This is a genomic window from Candidatus Zixiibacteriota bacterium (genome assembly GCA_035574315.1).
Lineage (GTDB): Bacteria > Desulfobacterota > Binatia > UBA9968 > UBA9968 > DATLYW01.
In genome coordinates this window covers 9,245-27,023 of sequence record DATLYW010000045.1, presented here as the reverse complement: position 1 = coordinate 27,023, position 17,779 = coordinate 9,245, and the positions used below count along the sequence as shown (strand labels likewise).

General features: G+C 65.4%; 14 protein-coding genes. 2 read left to right on the top strand and 12 right to left on the bottom strand.

The window, feature by feature from the left end; all coding sequences use genetic code 11:
- Positions 1–93 precede the first annotated feature (93 nt).
- Entirely contained in the window at positions 94–753 is a 660-nt protein-coding gene (locus VNN77_15135; GenBank protein HXG52729.1) for an O-methyltransferase, read from the bottom strand.
- A gap of 199 nt (positions 754–952) precedes the next feature.
- Here VNN77_15135 and VNN77_15130 point away from each other — a divergent pair, with 199 nt between their 5' ends.
- Positions 953–1,495, top strand: coding sequence for a hypothetical protein (locus VNN77_15130; GenBank protein HXG52728.1), 543 nt, complete (start codon positions 953–955; stop codon positions 1,493–1,495).
- Positions 1,496–1,583: 88 nt separating this feature from the next.
- Complete coding sequence (locus VNN77_15125; protein ID HXG52727.1) at positions 1,584–2,105, top strand: hypothetical protein; 522 nt, start codon at positions 1,584–1,586, stop codon at positions 2,103–2,105.
- Between the two features lie 2 nt (positions 2,106–2,107).
- On the opposite strand, the gene VNN77_15120 is transcribed toward VNN77_15125, so the two are convergent.
- The 11 genes from VNN77_15120 to VNN77_15070 form a co-directional block, all read right to left on the bottom strand.
- A complete protein-coding gene (locus VNN77_15120; protein HXG52726.1) occupies positions 2,108–3,493 on the bottom strand; it encodes a UbiD family decarboxylase in 1,386 nt (461 codons plus the stop codon).
- Positions 3,494–3,561: 68 nt separating this feature from the next.
- Positions 3,562–4,917 (bottom strand): UbiD family decarboxylase, encoded by a 1,356-nt coding sequence (locus VNN77_15115; GenBank protein HXG52725.1) that lies wholly within the window; start codon positions 4,915–4,917, stop codon positions 3,562–3,564.
- Positions 4,918–4,951: 34 nt separating this feature from the next.
- Positions 4,952–5,101 (bottom strand): hypothetical protein, encoded by a 150-nt coding sequence (locus VNN77_15110; GenBank protein HXG52724.1) that lies wholly within the window; start codon positions 5,099–5,101, stop codon positions 4,952–4,954.
- Positions 5,102–5,140: 39 nt separating this feature from the next.
- Positions 5,141–6,565, bottom strand: coding sequence for a UbiD family decarboxylase (locus VNN77_15105; protein ID HXG52723.1), 1,425 nt, complete (start codon positions 6,563–6,565; stop codon positions 5,141–5,143).
- Positions 6,566–6,567: 2 nt separating this feature from the next.
- A complete protein-coding gene (locus tag VNN77_15100) occupies positions 6,568–8,019 on the bottom strand; it encodes an AMP-binding protein (protein ID HXG52722.1) in 1,452 nt (483 codons plus the stop codon).
- Between the two features lie 837 nt (positions 8,020–8,856).
- Positions 8,857–9,723, bottom strand: coding sequence for a polysaccharide deacetylase family protein (locus VNN77_15095; GenBank protein ID HXG52721.1), 867 nt, complete (start codon positions 9,721–9,723; stop codon positions 8,857–8,859).
- Positions 9,724–9,854: 131 nt separating this feature from the next.
- Complete coding sequence (locus tag VNN77_15090; protein ID HXG52720.1) at positions 9,855–10,445, bottom strand: molecular chaperone TorD family protein; 591 nt, start codon at positions 10,443–10,445, stop codon at positions 9,855–9,857.
- Positions 10,442–11,413, bottom strand: a complete 972-nt coding sequence (locus VNN77_15085) for an ethylbenzene dehydrogenase-related protein (protein ID HXG52719.1) — start codon at positions 11,411–11,413, stop codon at positions 10,442–10,444. Before VNN77_15085 ends, VNN77_15090 begins: the two co-directional genes overlap by 4 nt.
- Before the next feature lie 9 nt (positions 11,414–11,422).
- Positions 11,423–12,550, bottom strand: coding sequence for a 4Fe-4S dicluster domain-containing protein (locus VNN77_15080; protein HXG52718.1), 1,128 nt, complete (start codon positions 12,548–12,550; stop codon positions 11,423–11,425).
- Positions 12,550–16,008, bottom strand: a complete 3,459-nt coding sequence (locus tag VNN77_15075; GenBank protein ID HXG52717.1) for a molybdopterin-dependent oxidoreductase — start codon at positions 16,006–16,008, stop codon at positions 12,550–12,552. Before VNN77_15075 ends, VNN77_15080 begins: the two co-directional genes overlap by 1 nt.
- Positions 16,005–17,678 carry a c-type cytochrome gene (locus VNN77_15070; protein HXG52716.1) on the bottom strand — a complete coding sequence of 558 codons (1,674 nt, stop codon included), beginning with the start codon at positions 17,676–17,678 and terminating at the stop codon, positions 16,005–16,007. The genes VNN77_15075 and VNN77_15070 overlap by 4 nt, the downstream gene beginning before the upstream one ends.
- Positions 17,679–17,779 lie beyond the last annotated feature (101 nt).

Here is a 17,779-nt window from a genome sequence, read left to right as displayed (position 1 = left end):
CAACAGCCGCCGGAGCCGTTTTGTCGGAGATGCGCCGGGATGCATAGCGGGTCGGACGGTTCCATGAGTCCTTTCAAAATGAGTACCGATCACTTACTTTCTTCGCGCCACGACCACTCCGTCTCTGGTCGGATTGATAAAAGCGTCGAAACCGGCGTCGTCGAATATAAGCGAGTTGTGTTCCTTGATCGTCTCGGTCCAGCCGGGCTCGATGTCATGCTCGACGCTTTCGGCAACCACGCGCCCGTACCAGAGGACGTTGTCCGCGATGTAATAGCCTCCCGGTCGAATCCTCTCGCGCGCGAGCTCCCAGATCTCGACGTAGTCCCCCTTGTCGGCATCGTTGTAGACGATGTCGAAGTCGCCGGAGGTCTCTTTGAACACATCCTGGGCCCAGGCGGCGTGGAATTGAAACCGGCAACTCCGGGGGAGCCGCGACAGGTATTGCCGGGCCACGGAAATGTTGGACTTGCTGCCGTCGGTCAAAATCAACTCTCCGCCGTCCATTCCCAGGGAAAACCAGTAAGCGGAGTAGCCGAAACCCGAGCCGAACTCGAAAATCGTCCTCGCGCCGATCGACTTCGCCAGGACGTGCAGGAAATTCCCCACCACCCGGCCGACGATGGGAAAGCCGTGCTTTTTCGCCAGGCCTTCCATCTCCAGCAGGACTTCCTCGTCGTACTTTTTGAGGAGGCCGTCCATGTAAGCTTCGATCTTTTCGTGGACCGGCTGCAATGTTTCGGAATCGGTCATCTGTCCACTCCCTCGGTCGCTAAGCCCCGGTCCCTTTACCGGCCGCGCAAATTCCATTTCCTGGGAAATGGGTGCGGCCGTTTTCCCATGTTTCGGAGAAAACCGGCGATTCCCGTGCCTTTTTCGACGCTTCGAGTTCGTAGCAAAGTCCCGACCACAAAAGGTTAACCGGGCGGGCACGAGGCGCGAGGGGCGGAGAATGAATTTTGCTAGTCGGTCTCGCATGGTTCTCGGCCTGAGGGTCGTTCACGTCCTGGCCGCCGCCTTGCTCGTGGGGGCGGCGCTGTTCGATTATTTCCTGTTGCGACCGGCGGTGCGCCTGATTCCTCCGGCCCATGGAACGGCGCTGCAGCGGCGGACGGCAACCGTTTTCATCTCCGGCGCGTGGATCGCGCTCGCCTTGCTCCTTTTGACCGGGCTCCATCGCCTCTATCTGAGAGAAGACCTCGGGATCCTGGCTTCGACCGACCTTTTCGTTCACGGGCACGGCCGAGCGATGCTGATCATGATCATCGCCTGGCTCGCGAGTCTCGCCAGCCTGTCGGCGATGATCTTCATCTTGCGACCGCTCTGGATCGAAAAGCTGTCGGCGCGCCTGGGACTGCCGGCCGGCGGGGGAGACAAAAAGACGATTCCGGCGGGAAGCGCTCGATGGGTCGATCGCCTGCGGCTCCTGAACATGATCGCCTCCGCTCTCGCTCTCCTGGCGGGCAGCTCCGTTGCCGCCGGCGGGTTGTTCTGATGCGGCCGAGACGCCAGGACGGCCGTTCGAGCCTCGCCGGGCTCGCCGCGCGGCATCGTCGGAAGCCGTTGTCGGGCGGGAGCGGACGATGTTGTTGACGCTCAACCTGATCCACGATCTTGCGGCCGCCTTCTGGGTAGGCTCGGTCATCTTCAACTACTTTCTGCTGCGGCCGGCTCTGACGCTGATCCCCGCGCCTCACGCCGTCGTGATCTCCCAGCGCGTGGGAACCGTTTTTCTCTACAGCGGATGGACCGCATTGTCGCTTCTCGGGCTGAGCGGCGTTTCGCGTCTCTATCTCACGGGGGACCTCGGCATTCTCCTCTCTTCCGGGCTGTGGGCCTACGGCCACGGCCGCTCGCTCGCCCTCATGATCCTTGCGTGGCTGGTTACGGTCGTCAACGTCGCCGTTATCAGCTTCGTGCTCCGGCCGAGGCTCATCCAGAAATTGCCCGTCGATTCCGATCCGTCGCTGGCGGACGTCGAAAAGAGACGCACCGCGCAGATCAAGGCGTACGCGTGGCTGGAGCGGCTCAACCTGATCAACGTGGCGGTCGCCTTGCTGGCCGCGGCCGCGGGCGCGTCGATCGTCGAGGGCGGCCTGTTCTGACCTCAGTGGCCGCCGTAGCGCCGCCAGTTCCGTTCCACGCGTTTCAGAACGTCCTGCCGCGGAAGGCATTCCTCGACCGGGGACAGCCGGCCCGCCCGCGTGGCGTCGATGATCATCTTGGAGGTGCGGTTCGTGCCGCCGAGTCGCTCCTCGTCGGGGAGCGAAGGGTCGACGCAGACCCCCGGCATACCGCCGACGATCTCCACGTCCCGGTCGGGGCGCACCCCGTAAGCCAGGGCCCGCGAGACCTGATCGGGGTCGCGCGGATCGATCTCCTCGCCCACGATCACCAGGGTCTTGATCCTCCGCCCCGCCTGCGTGGACAGAATCGCCCTCGCGAGGCTTCTGGCGCCATCCGCGCAGGAGCGTCGGACCGAAACGACGGCATTGAAAACGCCGGAGGGGTCGAGATGAAGATCGCGGATTCCCGGGAGCGGGCATTGCCGGATCACCTCGACCGCCGTCAGCTGAGCGTTCAGCAAGGAGTTTTCCTGCGGTGGGCGGCCCACGTAGCTGCCCACAACGACGGGATCCTTCCGGTGGGTGACGCAGCCGATCCTGAGGACGGGGCGAAGCGCGGGCCCGCTGCTGTAATAGCCGGTGAATTCACCGAAAGGGCCCTCGGCCTTTTCGTCTCCGGGCGCAATCGTTCCTTCCAGGACGACCTCGGCGGCGGCGGGAACCTCGAGCGGAATCGTCCGGCACGGGACCATTTCAACGGGAGCACCCTGCAGCGCTCCCGCCATGGCGATTTCGTCGACGCCGCACGGGAAGTCCGTGGCGGCGGCGATGAGGACGGCGGGGGCGACCCCCAGGGCCACGGCGACCGGCAGGGCCTCGCCCCGGGCGAACGACTTCGCGAGATGAGCGGCGAGGTGACGGTAGGGCGGAGCCAGAATGCCGGCGCCGGCACCGTCTTCGTGAAGCATCATGCGGTAGATGCCGCAGTTGCGCTGGTTCGTCTCGGGATCCCTGGAGATGACGCACGGCATCGTGAGATAGCGCCCTCCGTCCTTCTCGTTCCACAGAGGAATCGGGAGCTCTGAAAGCTTCGAGGAGCCGCCCGCCGCCTCCTGGCAGGGAGCCCTTTCCACGAGCACCGGATCGATGGGGCGGGAGGTTCTTTCCAGCCAGAACCGGTGCCATTCCCCGCCCGAGGGCAGGCCGAGAGCCGAGAAAAACCGTTTCGGCGACGCCAGGAGGTTGACCACCAGGGGAGCGGAGGAGCCTCGAACCCGCTCGAACCACAGCGCCTGGTTTCTGTGTATCCCGCGCCGGAGCTCCATGAAGCAAACCGCGCCGATTTCGTGCTCGGGATCCACGGGCTCGGCGATTCGCCGCAGCTCTCCTTCCTCTTCGAGTTTTCGAAGGAACCTTCTCAACTCCACCGGCGGCGTCCCTCCCCGCACCCGCGGGTGCGGCGGTCATCTCTGGCAACCCGGCGACCGGGCATGGTTCAGGAAAGAAGCTCTTTGAGGTCGATCCGCTCCCACACCTCCCGGGGCAGGCGATGGCGCGGCGCGTACGCCGACAGCAGAGGCTTGGCCGTCGCATCGACGCCCCATTTGGCGGTAAAGCCGTCTTCACGGGCCGACGGATCCAGGTCCGAGCCGCGCGTGTTCGCGATGACGGTGATATCGCGGTCGGGCTGGCAACGGGTAGCGATGGCCCAGTTGACCTGGCGGTCGTCGAAGATGTCGACATCGTGGTCGACCACGACGACTCGCTTCATATAAAGATCGGCGCCGAACGCCGCCAGAATCGCGTTGTTCGCCTGCCCCGGAACCGCCTGCTCGATCGACACATAACACGTGAAAGGCGCGGGGACGCGCACCGCCCTGACGCCCGGCACCACGGCGCGAAGCGCGCGGATCAGGTTCGCCTCGATCGGGATCGTCGACAGCATCAGGTGATCCAGATGGCCGACGCAGATGTCCTGGAAAAGCGCGTCCCTGCGTCGTGTGATGGCGCGTACCTTCACCACCTGGCGCTGCCGCTCGCCCAGGCTGTATCCCGTGAACTCCCCGAAGGGCCCTTCGGCCGTTCGTTCGCCCGGCAGGATCTCGGCCTCCAGGACGATCTCCGCGTGCGCCGGGACCAGAAGGTCCGAAGTCTCGCAGTGGACGAGCTCCAGGGGCTCGCCCATCAACCCGCCCATGACCGCGCGCTCGTCCTCCTGGATCGGCCCCACTGCCAGGCAGCCGAGGGCGATCGCGGGGTGGACGCCGATCGCGAACGCCACGGGAAGCGGCTCGTTACGCGCTTCCGCGGCGCGGTACAATTCCCAGAGGTGCTTTCCGGGAGTGAGATGGATCGAGGTCGTGTCGCGACCCTTGATCATCAGCCGGTTGTAGGCACAGTTCCAGACCTCGCCGTTCGGCGTTCTGGCGAAGGAGATCGCGGCGGTGATGTAGGGAGCCGCGTCGCCCTCGTGGTGGACGATCATCGGCAGCTCGCGAAGGTCGATCCGGTCGCCGGTGAGGATCGTTTCCTTGACCGGCGCTTCGGTGACGATTCTGGGCGGGATCGGGTTGGCCTGGGCTCGCACGTAGGCCTGCTGCATCTCCTCGGGGGAGACTTTCATCGCCATCGCGAGCCGTGCGCGGCTGGCGTGAAGGTTCGTCAGCACCGGGAACCTGGTGCCCTTTACTTTCTCGAACAGCAGGACCGGCCGGCGCTTCGCCTCCCGCTCGAGCTTCACGGCGATGGCGGTGATCTCGTAGGCCGGGTCGACTTCCCGGGAAACGGTGAGAATCTCCCCGGGCCGGGCGGTTTTGATCTGCTCCAAGTAGCTGCGCAAATCCTGGGACATGAACGCGAGCCTCGATCGGCTGGCCTCGCCGATGCTATTCCACGATTTTCGGGCTTTCGCTGTCCAGGAACCGCCGGCCGCAGTAGGGACATAGAAGCGGGATCCTCTTGTGCCGCAGGTCTTGCCAGTGGCAGTAGAATTCTCCCCCGCATTGCGGGCAGGACACCCAAAAGATTCTGGCCATGCTCTTCCTCCCTCGTTCTGCGGGCCGGCCGCCCGGCCGTCAGCGGCTCCGTCGCAGCCGTTCTCTGTCGTCCGGATCGATCCATCGTTCCGGCCGGATTCTCGCCATCGCCTCTTTCGGAACCTCGACCCGGGCGGCGTAGGGTTTCTGTACCGGCCGCGTGGCGTCCACGATCATCTTGGCCGTCATGATCTCGTCGGCCTGGGACGGGTCGAGAAGGTTGCCCTTGACGTTCCTGATGATGTCCACATCCTGGTCCGCTTGAACGCGCGTGGCGATCGCCCACATGACCTGTTCTTCGTCGTAGACGTCGACGTCGGCGTCGACCACGACGACGTGCTTGACGAAGTCGCAACCTCCCAGGGCCGCCAGAGCGGCCTGCTTGGTCTCGCCGTCGATCTTCTTGTCGATCGAGATGTAACAGTGAAAACGGCCGCAGCCGGAGATGGGAAAGTGGACGGCCTTGGTCGTCGGCACGACGCCGCGGATCAGATTGAACAGGCTTCCCTCCTTCGGGATTCCTCCGAGAACCCACGTGTCGCGGTGGCCGACGAAGACGTGCTGGAAGAAGGCGTGGCGCCGGTGGGTGATGGCGGTGATCTCGACGACGTTGCGCAGGCGCTGGGGGCCGTAGTAGCCGGTGAATTCGCCGAACGGGCCTTCGACTTCCCGGGCGCCGGGAAGGACGTGTCCTTCGATCACGATCTCCGCATCGGCGGGCACCAGAAAGTCGTCCCCCCAGGTCTCGGACGGCGCCAGACGAAGCGGCGCTCCCATGATCGCGCCGACGCGGGCGTAATCGTCGACGCCGTACGGGGAAACGTTCAACGCGCCGAGATAGAAAGCCGGATGGTGGCTGACCACGATCGCCACCGGCGTGGGGCGCCCCCGCTCTTCGTTTTTCCGGTGGATCTGCCAGTTGTGGCGGGGCGACATGTGGAGGCCGAGGCGCTTCGGTCCCTTGACCATCGTGCGCAGGAAGGCGACGTTGTAGAAGCCGCCGTCGGGATCCCTCATCACCGGCGTCATGTCGATGTACGGTGCGGGATCCATGGCATGGTGGCGCACGACGGGGAAATCCTCGAGCGTGGCGTCGTCGCCCCGCCTGATCACCTCCTTGACCGGCGCTTGCTCCGCCGGCACGGTGATCGGGTCGAGAAGACGCTCCTCCCGGCGGGCATATTCCAGGCTGAGCGGCAGGCGGGAGTCGTCGGGGTCCAATCCCAGAGCGAGAGCGCAGCGCCGGCGGCTGGCAAAAACGTTGCTCAAGAGCGGGAAGGGCGAAGGCGCGCCTTTGAGGCTCAGCGGCCGGTCGAAGATCACGGCTGGAAACGCCTTCTCGTTCTCCAGGTGCTGCAGCAATGCCGTGACCTCGAACGCCGCCGGAGAAATGGGCCGCTCCACGCGCAGCAGGTCTTGCGGAAGCCGCTCCTCGAGATCGTGCAGGAAAGCGCTGAGATCCATGGTCACGGGCTTGTGCCGGCGCCTTCGACCGATCCTCCGGATTGCGCGCCGGCGGCGATCTTCAGCAACTCGGAGTAGAGGACCTTTCCCGTGGGACCTCGAGGAAGCTCCTTGACGATCACGACGCGCCGCGGGCACTTGTAAGCCGCCAGCTGCTTTCGGCAGCGGGCGATCAGCTCTTCGGTCGGCGCTTCGGCCCCCGGCTTGAAAGCGACGACGGCAACGACCTCCTCGCCCACGTCAGGGTCGGGGACTCCCACCGCCGCGGCCTCGGCGACGGCCGCGTGGGAGCAGAGCACGCCTTCGATCTCCTGGGGAAAGACCGAGTACCCGCCCCTCAGGATCCGGTCGCGCTTTCGCCCGACCAGCCGGACGTACCCGCCGGGAAGGACGGCGCCCACGTCGCCGGAGCGAAACCACCCGTCGTTCAAGACCGCGCGCGTCTCCTCCGGGTCGTCCAGGTAGCCCTCCATCGCCGTCGGGGACTTGATCAGCAGCTCTCCGACCTCGCCTTCCGGCAACGCCATTCCGTGTTCGTCCACGACTCGCATCTCGACCCCGGGCATAAGCTTGCCGGTGGCCCCCGGCACTTCGTTCTCGTCGTCGGCGCAGTACGAGATGGTGCGAGGGACTTCCGTGGCGCCGTAGCCGCAGACGATCCTGATCCGGATCCGGCCGCGCCACTCCGCGCACAGCTCCGAGGCGCACGGGGCCGCCCCCGAAACTGCAAGGCGCAGGCTCGACAGGTCCTCCGGCGAGACATCGCTCGAGTTGAGCATGCGGCGAAACATGGTGGCCACGCCGGGGAAGATCGTCACCCCGTGTCTCTTGATCGCGCGCGCGGTCGCTTCGGGGGAGAAGCGCTCCAGGGGAACGACGGTGGCGCCGCAAAGCAGCGGCGCGAGCAACCCGGCGTAGAGGCCGTAGTTGTGGGAGCAGGGAAGAACGCCGAGGACGACGTCGGCGGGCGTAAGCCCCATCACGACTTCGGCCCAGATCCTGTTGGCGGCGAGCAGCGCGCTATGGCTGAAGACCGCTCCTTTGGGCGCCCCGGTGCTTCCCGAGGTATAGATGACGAGGGCAGGAAAAGAGCCTTCGGCCGCCGGCGCTTGCGGACCGTCCTCGACCGGCACGTCATCGACGACCTGTTTCGGCCGCAGGTCGGCCAGCAGCGCGTCGAGCTCTACCCCGGTGAGCGCCGGGCTCAGCGGAGCGGCCGTGGCGCCGCGTTTGAAGATGCCCAGCAGGGCGACGGCGAAGCTCCAGCCGTTCGGCAGCAAGATGGCCACACGGTCTCCCGGCCCCACGGATTGCCTGGCAAGATTCAACGCGAATCCTGAAGCGCGGCGGTCCAGCTCCGACCACGTGAGGCTCCCCGTCTCCCACACCAGCGCCGGCTTCTCGCCAAAGCGACGCGCGTTCGTCTCGAGGAAATGGACGAAGTTTTCCGGCATGGTTTCCACCTCCCGGCGCCGGAGCCCTGCGATCCTCAAGCGGAAGCCGGACGGTTGGTCGACGCAGCGGCGCTCGACGCGACTTCCGTGGCGACTCGGCCGATGCGATGGCCGGAGTCGGCCGCTGAGCCTTACCGCGTTCCGCGTGGCTTTCTACTGCGCCGTGTGCATTTCGCATGCCACCGATTGCGTGGGAAATAACTGCCGGGTAGCGTGGCGAGTTCTATTTTCTGGGAAAAGCCTGCGTTTAATTCCCAGAATCCGGACGGCTCCTGAGAGGTCCGCTTTGCGTACAGCCTGAACAGGAGATCTGCGGGGAGCGCGGGGCAACCCCTTTGCAGCAAAGCCGATGGGTTGGTGCCTCGGAGCGATCATCGGCCGGGCTGCCTGGATGAGAGCCGGTGCCCGGCAGCGACCGCTGGAGCCTTGCGGCACCAGGGCCTTGAGGTTTCACGTTTTTGCGTCTTTGCTGCTCCGGGGCTGCCCCGTTTCGCCGGCACATCGATCGTTGAGGCGCGGGGCAACCCCTTTGCAGCAAAGCCGATGGGTTGGTGCCTCGGAGCGATCACCGGCCGGGCTGCCTCGATGAGAGCCGGTGCCCGATGGGGACGGTCTGAGCCTCGAGGCTGCAGGGCTTTGAGGTTTCACGTTTCTGCGTCTTTGCTGCTTCGGGGTTGCCCCGTTTCGTGCGCGGGAGGCGCGGGGGCGCTCACTCCGCAGCAAGGAGAACAGGTCGCGCGTCCGAGCGAGTAGGATCGGAATCTTTCAGGGAAGGAGCGGCGCCCGGCGACGACGCCGGGCGCGGCGGGCAAGGCGCACTCAGCATGCGCCCCGCGATCACGGGTAGCCTTTCTGGAGCCACCACTCGGCGATCTCGATGCGACGAGCGAACCACACCTTGGGAAAGCCCTTGGCGTACTTGATGAACTCGTCGATGATCTTGGTGCGGAACGGCACGCCCGAGACGAACGGGTGGAGGTTGAAAGCGAAATACTTCGGATAGCCCTGTTCGCCCTCCCAGTAGAGGTAGTCGAACTGGTCCTTCATGATCTGCAGAAGGTCTCTCGGCGTCCGCCCGGTCCCGTAGGTGGAGTAGTCGTTGCAGCCGGGAACGTTGTAAGGAATCACGACCACCTTGCGCCCGCGCGACTCCAGAACGTAGGGGTTGTCGCTGTTGAGGGGATCGGCCCACCAGACGAAGCCCGCCTCGGCGACCAGCTCCAGCGTGTGGGGAGTGGAAGCGTGACCGGGCGAGAGATAGCCCGTGGGCTTCTGACCCAGCACCTTCTCGAACGCCGCCACCGTTTTCTGGATCGACTCCCGCTCCTGCTCGCGAGTGTACATGAACGAGTACTCGTGCTCGTAACTCTCGGAGGAAAACTCGTGCCCCTGAGCCTTGAATTCGCGGCAGGCGTCCGGAAATTGCTCGACCTTCAGCCCGTTCATCAAGAAGGTCGCCTTGAGCTGGTGGCGATCGAACATCTCCATGATTCTCCAGATGCCGACCCGGTCGCCGTACTCTCGTTCCGTCACCAGCGCCATGTTCTGCTTGAAAACCGCGTTGGGCGGCGGCAGGGTGGCTCCGCCGTGCCGCTGCAGGGACTGGTGGGTGGCGAAGTTCGCCGGCCAAACCTCCCACGGTATGATGAAGGTCACGCAGATTTTGGCCTTGTCCGGCCATTCGATCGCGATCGGTTTGCCCATGTTCGCACTCCTCGTGATTTTCTGGCCGCCATGCATCCGCATGGCGTTTGAATCTCAAAACCCCGGTGATCTTTACCTGCTGCCTCGGCCAAAAGCAAGCGGCGGTCGGCGCGCGAGCGCCCTGCGGCGGGCTACGGACCGCCGCCGCGGGCTTCATCGGCCGCGGGCTGCGCCTGCCGCGCAATCCATGTGACGACATCGAGCAAATGCCGCGGAGCCTGGCCCATGCGTTTCCTCATGCCCCTCGCCGAGCGGCCGACGTGTTCGGCGAGGAACCGGTTCCGTGCGGCGGCGGTCGTTGCGGCGGCTTCGGCGTCGCCGCGGCGGAGAGCATAAGCTTCCTTGAGGAAGAGATAACTCACGAAATTCGCCTGAACGGCGATGTGGTCTGCGGCTTCTTCGCGGCGCGGAGTGAACGAAAAGGCGCGGTAGCAGGACTCGAGGGCCGCAAGGAGATGCCCCGGGTCCTCGAAGCCGCAATAACTCGCTTCTCGCGGAGACGCGGTTCCTCCCGGACCGAAGAGCCTGTGGTAGGAGGCTTCGCTCCAGCTGCCGGCCCTTCGGGCGCACAGGACCAGGGCGGCATCGTGGACCTCGGAGCTGAGTCGGTCGATCTCGGCCGTGCGCTCGGGCCGGGGGCGCTCCAAAAGAACAGCCGCCAGGCGCCAGGCCGCGGCTCGTGCCGCGAGGGTTTGGGCCATGATCTCGCCGCCGGCCGTCATTTTGCCGCTTCGAACGCCAGCGGAATCCAGACGCTGCGCATTTTTCTCGCGCCGACTTCCTGGCGCGATCCTTCCCAGACCGCGAACGCAACCTGGGTCCGACCGCCGGGTTGCGCCCCGGACGGCAGCGGCCGGGCCAGCAACACGAACCAGCGTCCGCCCCCGTATTTGCCGTGGCCCCTGGAAACGGTCCTGGGCGCGACCTGCAGCGTGCCCGGGCCCTGCGCCACCAGGTCTTGCACGGGAGCCGTTCGCGGGGCCGCCACGGGATTGTCCACGTTACGCGCGGGCGCGTAACGTTTCGCCGCGGCCTGCTGCTCCGGCGATCCCGGCGTGAGCGGCGGCGCCTCGAACGGATAGTGATCCAGCGCGGCTCGCGGATAAATCGCGCCGATCTCGTCTTTTCGGCCGTCCGCGATCGCCTGAGAAACGGCCGACCAGTAAGTGATCTCGACCGGCCGGCCTTCTTCTCCCATTTGCGGCGCCGGGACGTCGGGGGTCGTTGCTGCGGGGAGTTGAACGGCGACGGCGTCGCTGAACCGGCCAGGGCCCGGAACCTCGTCCCGCGTCGGGTCGGGCCAGCTCAATCGAAAGACGATCTCGCGTCCGTCCGTAACCGCCTGGACCTCGACGAACGGCGTAGAAGCCTGCATGAGCCGCGGCTCCACCATATCTTGAAGGACCAGCCTGGCCGTGTGCAGAGGGACCCGCTCCCAGATTCTGTCGTCGGCGGTGGACGGCAGCTTGCTTTCGAACACCGCTTTGACTTCGGCTTCCGAGACGGGCGGTCGTCTTTCGGCGCAGGCGGCGAGGGCGAGAGGGACGACGGCCGAGAGCGCCAGCAGAAAGGTCGCTTTTGCGGCGCCGCGCCGGACGGGGCGAAGCATGTCGAAGGTGAAACTTCCCGGCTTTCGCGGAGCCGCGGAAGACCGCGCCTCGGCCGCTGCCCGATGTTTTCGGCTGCCCATGGTCTTCTCCTACGACACGTTTGCCCGCATCACGCCGCGTGCGGCATCGAACGCCCGCCGGATGTGGACCGGCTCGCGCAGCGGGATCCGGACGATTTCCGAGCCCGTCTCGTCGTAGCCCAGCACCTGCTCGCCGGCCCGCTTCCACTTCGCGATCATTCGCTCCGTTGAGCCGAAAAGGGTCAGCAGGCCGGCAAGGTCTTTGTCCCGGGGGGCGCTCTTGTAGACCTCCAGCGCCGCGTCGACGCCCGGCCCGAACATCTGCCTGAGGTATTCGCGCGGCACGTGGACCGGCGGGATGTAGTAAACGTTGGGCTCGAGACCGAACTGGGGAAAGAGCGGCAGGGCGACCTTTTTGACGTGCACGAGGAAGTCGATCGGGCTTTCCGCGCGTGCCGCCTCCGGTTTGGAAATCCAGCCGGCGAGGCGGATCTTGCCGATGCAGTTGACGAAGCACTGAGGCTGAAGCCCCGATTCGATTTTCGGAAAGCAGGCGATGCATTTTTCGGACGTCCGGGTCATCGGGTTGTAAAACGTCTTCTTGTAGGGACAGGCCTTGACGCATTCCTGGTACCCGCGACAGCGCTGCTGATCGATCAGGACGATGCCGTCTTCGGGGCGCTTGTAGACGGCGCCGCGTGGACAGGAGGAGAGACACGCCGGGTAGGTGCAGTGATTGCACATGCGCGCCAGGTAGAAGAACCAGGACTGGTGCTCGCCCGTGAAATGCGCTCCCTTCCCCACGCCGTTGAGGCAGTCGTCTTCGCCGACGTTGGGATTGGAATAGTCCATCTCATCGGGCCGCCATCCCAGGACCCGCTCCCCCGCTTCGGCCGCCTCGAAGATCGTTCTCCCGGTATAGCGGCCGCCGGTCCAGCTCTGGACGCCGAGTTTCTCCAGGAGATTGACGTCCCAGGCGATCGGATAGAAACCGTAGGGCTTGGTCTCCACGTTGTTCCAGAGCATGTACTCCTGGCCCTTGCCGCTCGTCCACGTGGTCTTGCAGGCGAGGGTGCAGGTCTGGCAGGCGATGCATTTGTTGGTATCGAAGACCGCCGCGAACTGCCGCTTGGGCCGCTTCTCCGGATACCAGTAAGACATTTCACGTCCGATTTGCCAGTTGTAGACGCGCGCCATTATTCTTTACCGCCTTTCTTCGGGTTGACGGTCACGACGAATTTGCCGGCGAGATATTCTTTCATCGCCTTGCGCTCGTACCTGGGCCGGAGCCCCAGCGCGGCGGGACGCCACAGTCCCTTGGCGTCGAGGCCGCCCGGCTCCGCTCGGGTGATCTTGACGATCGCCTCGCGCGGCGCGCCCGTCGGGCAGTGCACGTCCGGCAGAAAGCCCTGGTTGACCGTGTGGCCGAAGAGGTCCTTGCGCACGAGCGAGTCGGTCATCCAGGTGGGTTTCAGCCAGCCTCGCGTCGCCGACTGGTGCGAGCCGGAACGAAACATCGCCTGATAGGGGCTGCGCGGGCTTTTCGCCAGGCCGTCCGGCCGGGACTCCTGTCCTTCGACCGACCCCGGCGTCGCGCCGTACATGTTGAACCACATGCGCGCGATGCCCCGGGGCGTTCCCGGATAGTAGCGCGCGCGGCAGAGGAGGCGGGCGAATTTGTAGTCCTTCTTGTTCTTCTCCCAGCCGCGGAACGGCCGGTCGGACGGGTCCGAATCGATCCATACGTAATCGCCGTCCTCGACGCCGAGCGCCTTGGCGTCGTCGGGATTGATATCCACGTAGCCCTCCGCGACGAAGGGCTGCCGCCTGTCGTGGCGGTAGACGTCGCCGAACGGCCCGAACAGCATCGCCACCATGTCGGTGTCGATCGGCATCGTGTGCGCTCCGTGGCGGTATTTCGGCGTGTGAAAAACGAAGCGGTAGCCGTCCTTCGCGAGCGGATGGGTGGTTTTCCGGGCCTCGGCCCAGCTCTTCACCACGTTGCGCGCCTGTCGGACTTCGTTGGAAAGATCGTCCCGCTTGACACCGTACTCTTCCGGTCCCTTGGGCTTGAGGAAGGGATGCGGCGGCGCGACGATGACGTTGGGCTCGTAGAACGTGGAATCGATCGGCTCCCGATAGACGGGCAGGTTTTCTCCGGCGGCGATGAACTCGTCTTCCTCCCGGTAGAATTCCAGTCGGCCGCTTTTCGTGTACCATGGCCGGGAATCGTGGACCTGCTCGTACCCGACGGCCTTGGGATTGGTCCGGCTCATCATCAAGGCGGGCACGCCCTGCTTCGCTTTCTCCTCCAGCTCCGTGATCCTGTAGCCCTTGGTGCTCGAGGAGTGGTCGAGGATCCGCTGCAAATAGACTTCCACCTTGTTTTCGTCGACGAACTTCCACATGTCGGCGAAACGCCGGTCTCCCGTGCGCCTGGCCAGGGCCTTGCCCACCAGCGCGAGACACTCGATGTCGCCGCGCGTCTCGAACGGGCGCGGAAGCGGCGTGCGCGGAAAAACGGTGAGGAACGGATTGGTGACCGACGCGCACATGTCGGGATGCTTCAGCTCGGCCCAGCTGTCCACCGCGAAAATCACGTCCGCCCATTCGCACGAGGTCGACCACCACCATTCCTGGACGGCGATCATCTCGATCTTGGGCAGCACGTTGACGACGGTGTTGTAATGCCATTTGACGTTGCCCAGGATCGAGTTGGCGTTGGCAAACCAGAGCGACTTCGTCGGGGTCGGCATGTGGGTCTTCCCCGTGATCATGGTCCTGCCCATCTTGAGCGGGTGATCCTCGTGGTTGTAGTAATGCGCCGACTCCGGCCTCCAGTACTGCCTGGGCCGCGCGGGTCTGGCGCCGTCGAGCTCGATATCGAAGGGGTTCTCGTTGATGTACTGGGGCACGCCGTTGAACATCGCCACGCGATAGTTGCCCGCGTAAGAGCCGATGTTGCCGCCGATCTTTCCGATGTTGCCGGTCAGCGCGGCGAGAAGAAACTGCGTGCGGTCCTTGTTGTCGTTGTTGAAGAATTGATTCGGCCCCATGCCGACCGCAAAGAGCGTGGTTCCCGGAGCCGCGGCGATCTCCCGCGCCAGGGCCTCGATCGTTCGAGCCGGCGCCCACGTGATCTCTTCGGTGGTCTTCGGGTCGAAGTGCCTGACGTATTCGGCGATCACGTCGAAGATCGGGCGGCAGGCGACCTTCTTCCCGTCCTTCAGGGCCACTTCGACCGTGCCCTCGAGGAGCGGGTCGGTCACCGGCGAAAAGGCTCCCACCTGATCCCGCGTAATCGCTTCGGGCCGGGATGCCTTGCGGTTCCACCAGACAAAATCTCCCCAGGAATTTCTGAGGTCCGCGGGGATCAGCATGTTCGTCTGGGCGCCGGGCGGCGGCGCCTTGTCCGCTTTTCCCAGCACCGTGGTCTGGTTCCTCAGAATCGCCGGTTCGGCGCCGAACACTTCCTCGGCGCGCAGCAGCTTCAGGTTGTCCGCCCGAACCAGGAGCGGGAGATCGGTAAACCGGCGGACGTAGTCGGCGTCGTAGAGTCTCTCGCGGATGATCACGTGGCAGAGCCCCAGCGCCAGCGCGGGAGTCGTGCCCGGTCGGACGACGACGGCATCGTCGGCCTTGATGCTCGTCGAGGAGTACTCGCAGGCGATGACCACCACCCTGGTCCCTTTGAGCCGGGCTTCCGTGAGCCAGTGGGTGTCCGGCATCTTGGTCGTAACCCAGTTCATCCCCCACACCACCACCATCCGGGCGTGCTCGACCGCATGGAGATCGAACTCCACGGTCTGCTGGCCGGTCACCATCGGATGGCCCGGCGGCAGATCGGTGTGCCAGGAATAATTGTCCCAGCCCCGTCCTCCCAGAGCATCTTCAGGTCTCACGCCCCGCAGCCTGTGGTCCAGCAGCGCGACAGAGTTGGCCAGCCGGTACAGGCCGAAAACCCGCGTCACGCCGAGGAGCGGCATGCCGCCCCGAAACTTGAGCACCTGGGTGCCGGCCCCTCTGGTCGCGCGAACGGTTTCCTCGTCGTATCCCTGTTGCAGGAGCCGCTTTTGTCCGGTTTCGCCGCTGTACGTCGTGGCGATGTTGATCAGGGCGGCTGCGACCAGGTCCGCCGCCTGTTCGTGGGTCACCCGCAGCCATTCGTCGCGCGCGCGATTGAAGTACTCCCTGGGAGGCGTGCCGTCTTTTCCGCGCGGGAATCCTTTTTCGACCCAGGCCTTGAAGCCTTTGCGGACCATCGGATAGCGGAGCCGGCGGTCGCCGTAGAAGCGACGCGTGAGCGCCAGTCCTTTCTGGCAGACGCGCGGGTCCCAGCGGTGGCTTGCCCTGTTTCCGTAGAGGTCGGTCGCCTCGCCGTACTTCATCGTCGGACCGATGCGCGTGATCACGCCGTCGCGGGTGAAGGCCTTCAGGATGCAGTTGTGCGTGTCGTTGGGGGCGCAGAGGAACGCGAACGTCGAATCGTATTTCCAGAGGTCTCGGTAGGCTTCTTCCCAGTTGCGATCGGGGTAGGCGGCCAGAGGGTTCTCGACGGCCTGCAGGCCCCAGGCCTCGCTCGCCGAGAGCGCGAACGCCGAGAATCCAGCGGCGCCGAGCCATTCCAGAAACTCGCGGCGGCTGATGTCCGTCATTTTTTTCCCTCCCATGTGCGAATGAACGCGACGATCGAGGCGATTTCGGGATCGGTGAGCGCTCCGCGGACCGCCGAACCGGCCGCGAAGCCGGTCATCGAGGTCCCGCGCCGCCCGGTCTGGATCGTTCTCAGGAGATACGTGTCCGTGGCGAGATCGAGGAAAACGCGGTTGTTCAGAGCGGGCCCTTCCTTGCCTTCGCCGCGCTCGCCGTGGCAGCTGGCGCAGGCCGAAGCGTACAGCCGCTGTCCTTGCGCCGCATCGCCTCGAATCCAGCGGCGCGGCCTGCCGTCGCCTTCGTACGCCACGTCGCCGAGACCGCGGACGTACGCCACCAGGCGGCCGATTTCCTCTTCTCGCAGCCCTCCCTCTTGCTCTCCCCAGGCGGGCATTCGCCTCCCCGGACGCCCCCGTTTGATCTGCTCCCGCAGGAAATCGTCGGAGGCCACCCGGAGAAAGTCCGCGTTGGCGATCGCGGGAAAGGCGGCGAAGCCGGGATAACGCATCCCTTCGCCCCTGGGACCATGGCAGGCGGCGCAGAACGTGCCGTAGAGCGTCGCTCCGTCCGTCGCGAATTCTCTCGACCCGAAGCGCTCGGCTCGAATCCTGTCCTTCGGCCACAGCGCTTCCGGATAGCTCCGCCGCCTGAGCGACAGCATGTAGAAGGTGAGTTGCTGGATCTGCGCTTCGGTCAGGCCCAGCTCGGGCATCATCGAGCCGCGCACCACCGAGGCGGGCGCACGAAAGTGCTGCTTCAGCCAGTTCGCCAGCGTGCGCTCTCCCGGCACCTGGCTGAAGTTCAACTGCCCCGGATCCTTGTTGCCCACCGCCGTCAGGTCCGGACCGTCGTCGCCGCCGACGCCGCGGATCTTGTGGCAGCCGCGACAGCCCAGCGAATGAAAAAGCGCCTTCGCCTCGAGCAGGCCGGGAGCGCCGACGCGAGAGCGGAGATATTCGTCGAGCTCGAGCCGCTCCGTCTCCGAAAGCTCTCCGAACGCGGTAACCCAGGGACCTCCGGCCGCTTTCTTTCTGTGCTGGAGGTGGCGCTCGTACCAGTCCGGCTGGTAGCCGGTGGCGCCGGCCCGCGATAGATCCGGCCCTTCCTGGCCCCCGGCTCTGCCGGGACGCAGGGTGCCGCCGCGTCCGTCCACCTTGTGGCAGGCGAGGCAGTCGGCTTGCTCGAAGCGGGCCTTTCCCCTCTCGAGCAGCGCAAGGTTCGGTACGCTCAAGTGAGTGTGGCAGGTCCCGCAGCCCGCGTACGAGTATTCTTTCGGAAGCATCGGCTCCGGCCAGTGAGGGACCCGGCCGTGCGCGTCGGCGGTGTCGGTCGCCCGCGACTGGCCGCCGTGGCACACCACGCAGCCGAAAGAGCCGGGATCGTGGACGACGTTCGGGTGGCGCCCGAAAAGGCGGTCCCCTTGGAGGCCGCTCTCGCCCGGAGCCATGCCGACGTGGCAGCTCACGCAGCGGTCGGTCGCCCCCGTGTCGCGGCTTACGATCTGGCGGAGCTGAACGGCGAACGCGGCGGCCTCGGCCGCCGGGAGGCGCCGGCGGATCTCCTGCTGGATCACCCGCCAGTCGCGAAAGAAATTCTCCTCAACCGCAGCCCACGCGAGCACCGCCAGCGTCCCCAGGCTGGACCAGAGAAGGAGATGTTTGTTGGCTTTCATCGAGCTCCTAGTGAGTTCGAAAGCATGTAGACGGCGTAGCCGCCGCTGGCCGGTGCCCTTCGCCTGCGGCCGGCAGGCGGTTGACAGGCAGGCCGCGGAAC

Coding starts and splice junctions, on each gene's coding strand:
- VNN77_15085 (HXG52719.1), bottom strand. CDS start 11,413: ATGGGCAGCCGAAAACATCGGGCAGCGGCCGAGGCGCGGTCTTCCGCG.
- VNN77_15095 (HXG52721.1), bottom strand. CDS start 9,723: ATGGGCAAACCGATCGCGATCGAATGGCCGGACAAGGCCAAAATCTGC.
- VNN77_15105 (HXG52723.1), bottom strand. CDS start 6,565: ATGGATCTCAGCGCTTTCCTGCACGATCTCGAGGAGCGGCTTCCGCAA.
- VNN77_15110 (HXG52724.1), bottom strand. CDS start 5,101: ATGGCCAGAATCTTTTGGGTGTCCTGCCCGCAATGCGGGGGAGAATTC.
- VNN77_15080 (HXG52718.1), bottom strand. CDS start 12,550: ATGGCGCGCGTCTACAACTGGCAAATCGGACGTGAAATGTCTTACTGG.
- VNN77_15100 (HXG52722.1), bottom strand. CDS start 8,019: ATGCCGGAAAACTTCGTCCATTTCCTCGAGACGAACGCGCGTCGCTTT.
- VNN77_15070 (HXG52716.1), bottom strand. CDS start 17,678: ATGAAAGCCAACAAACATCTCCTTCTCTGGTCCAGCCTGGGGACGCTG.
- VNN77_15075 (HXG52717.1), bottom strand. CDS start 16,008: ATGACGGACATCAGCCGCCGCGAGTTTCTGGAATGGCTCGGCGCCGCT.
- VNN77_15135 (HXG52729.1), bottom strand. CDS start 753: ATGACCGATTCCGAAACATTGCAGCCGGTCCACGAAAAGATCGAAGCT.
- VNN77_15130 (HXG52728.1), top strand. CDS start 953: ATGAATTTTGCTAGTCGGTCTCGCATGGTTCTCGGCCTGAGGGTCGTT.
- VNN77_15125 (HXG52727.1), top strand. CDS start 1,584: ATGTTGTTGACGCTCAACCTGATCCACGATCTTGCGGCCGCCTTCTGG.
- VNN77_15115 (HXG52725.1), bottom strand. CDS start 4,917: ATGTCCCAGGATTTGCGCAGCTACTTGGAGCAGATCAAAACCGCCCGG.
- VNN77_15090 (HXG52720.1), bottom strand. CDS start 10,445: ATGACGGCCGGCGGCGAGATCATGGCCCAAACCCTCGCGGCACGAGCC.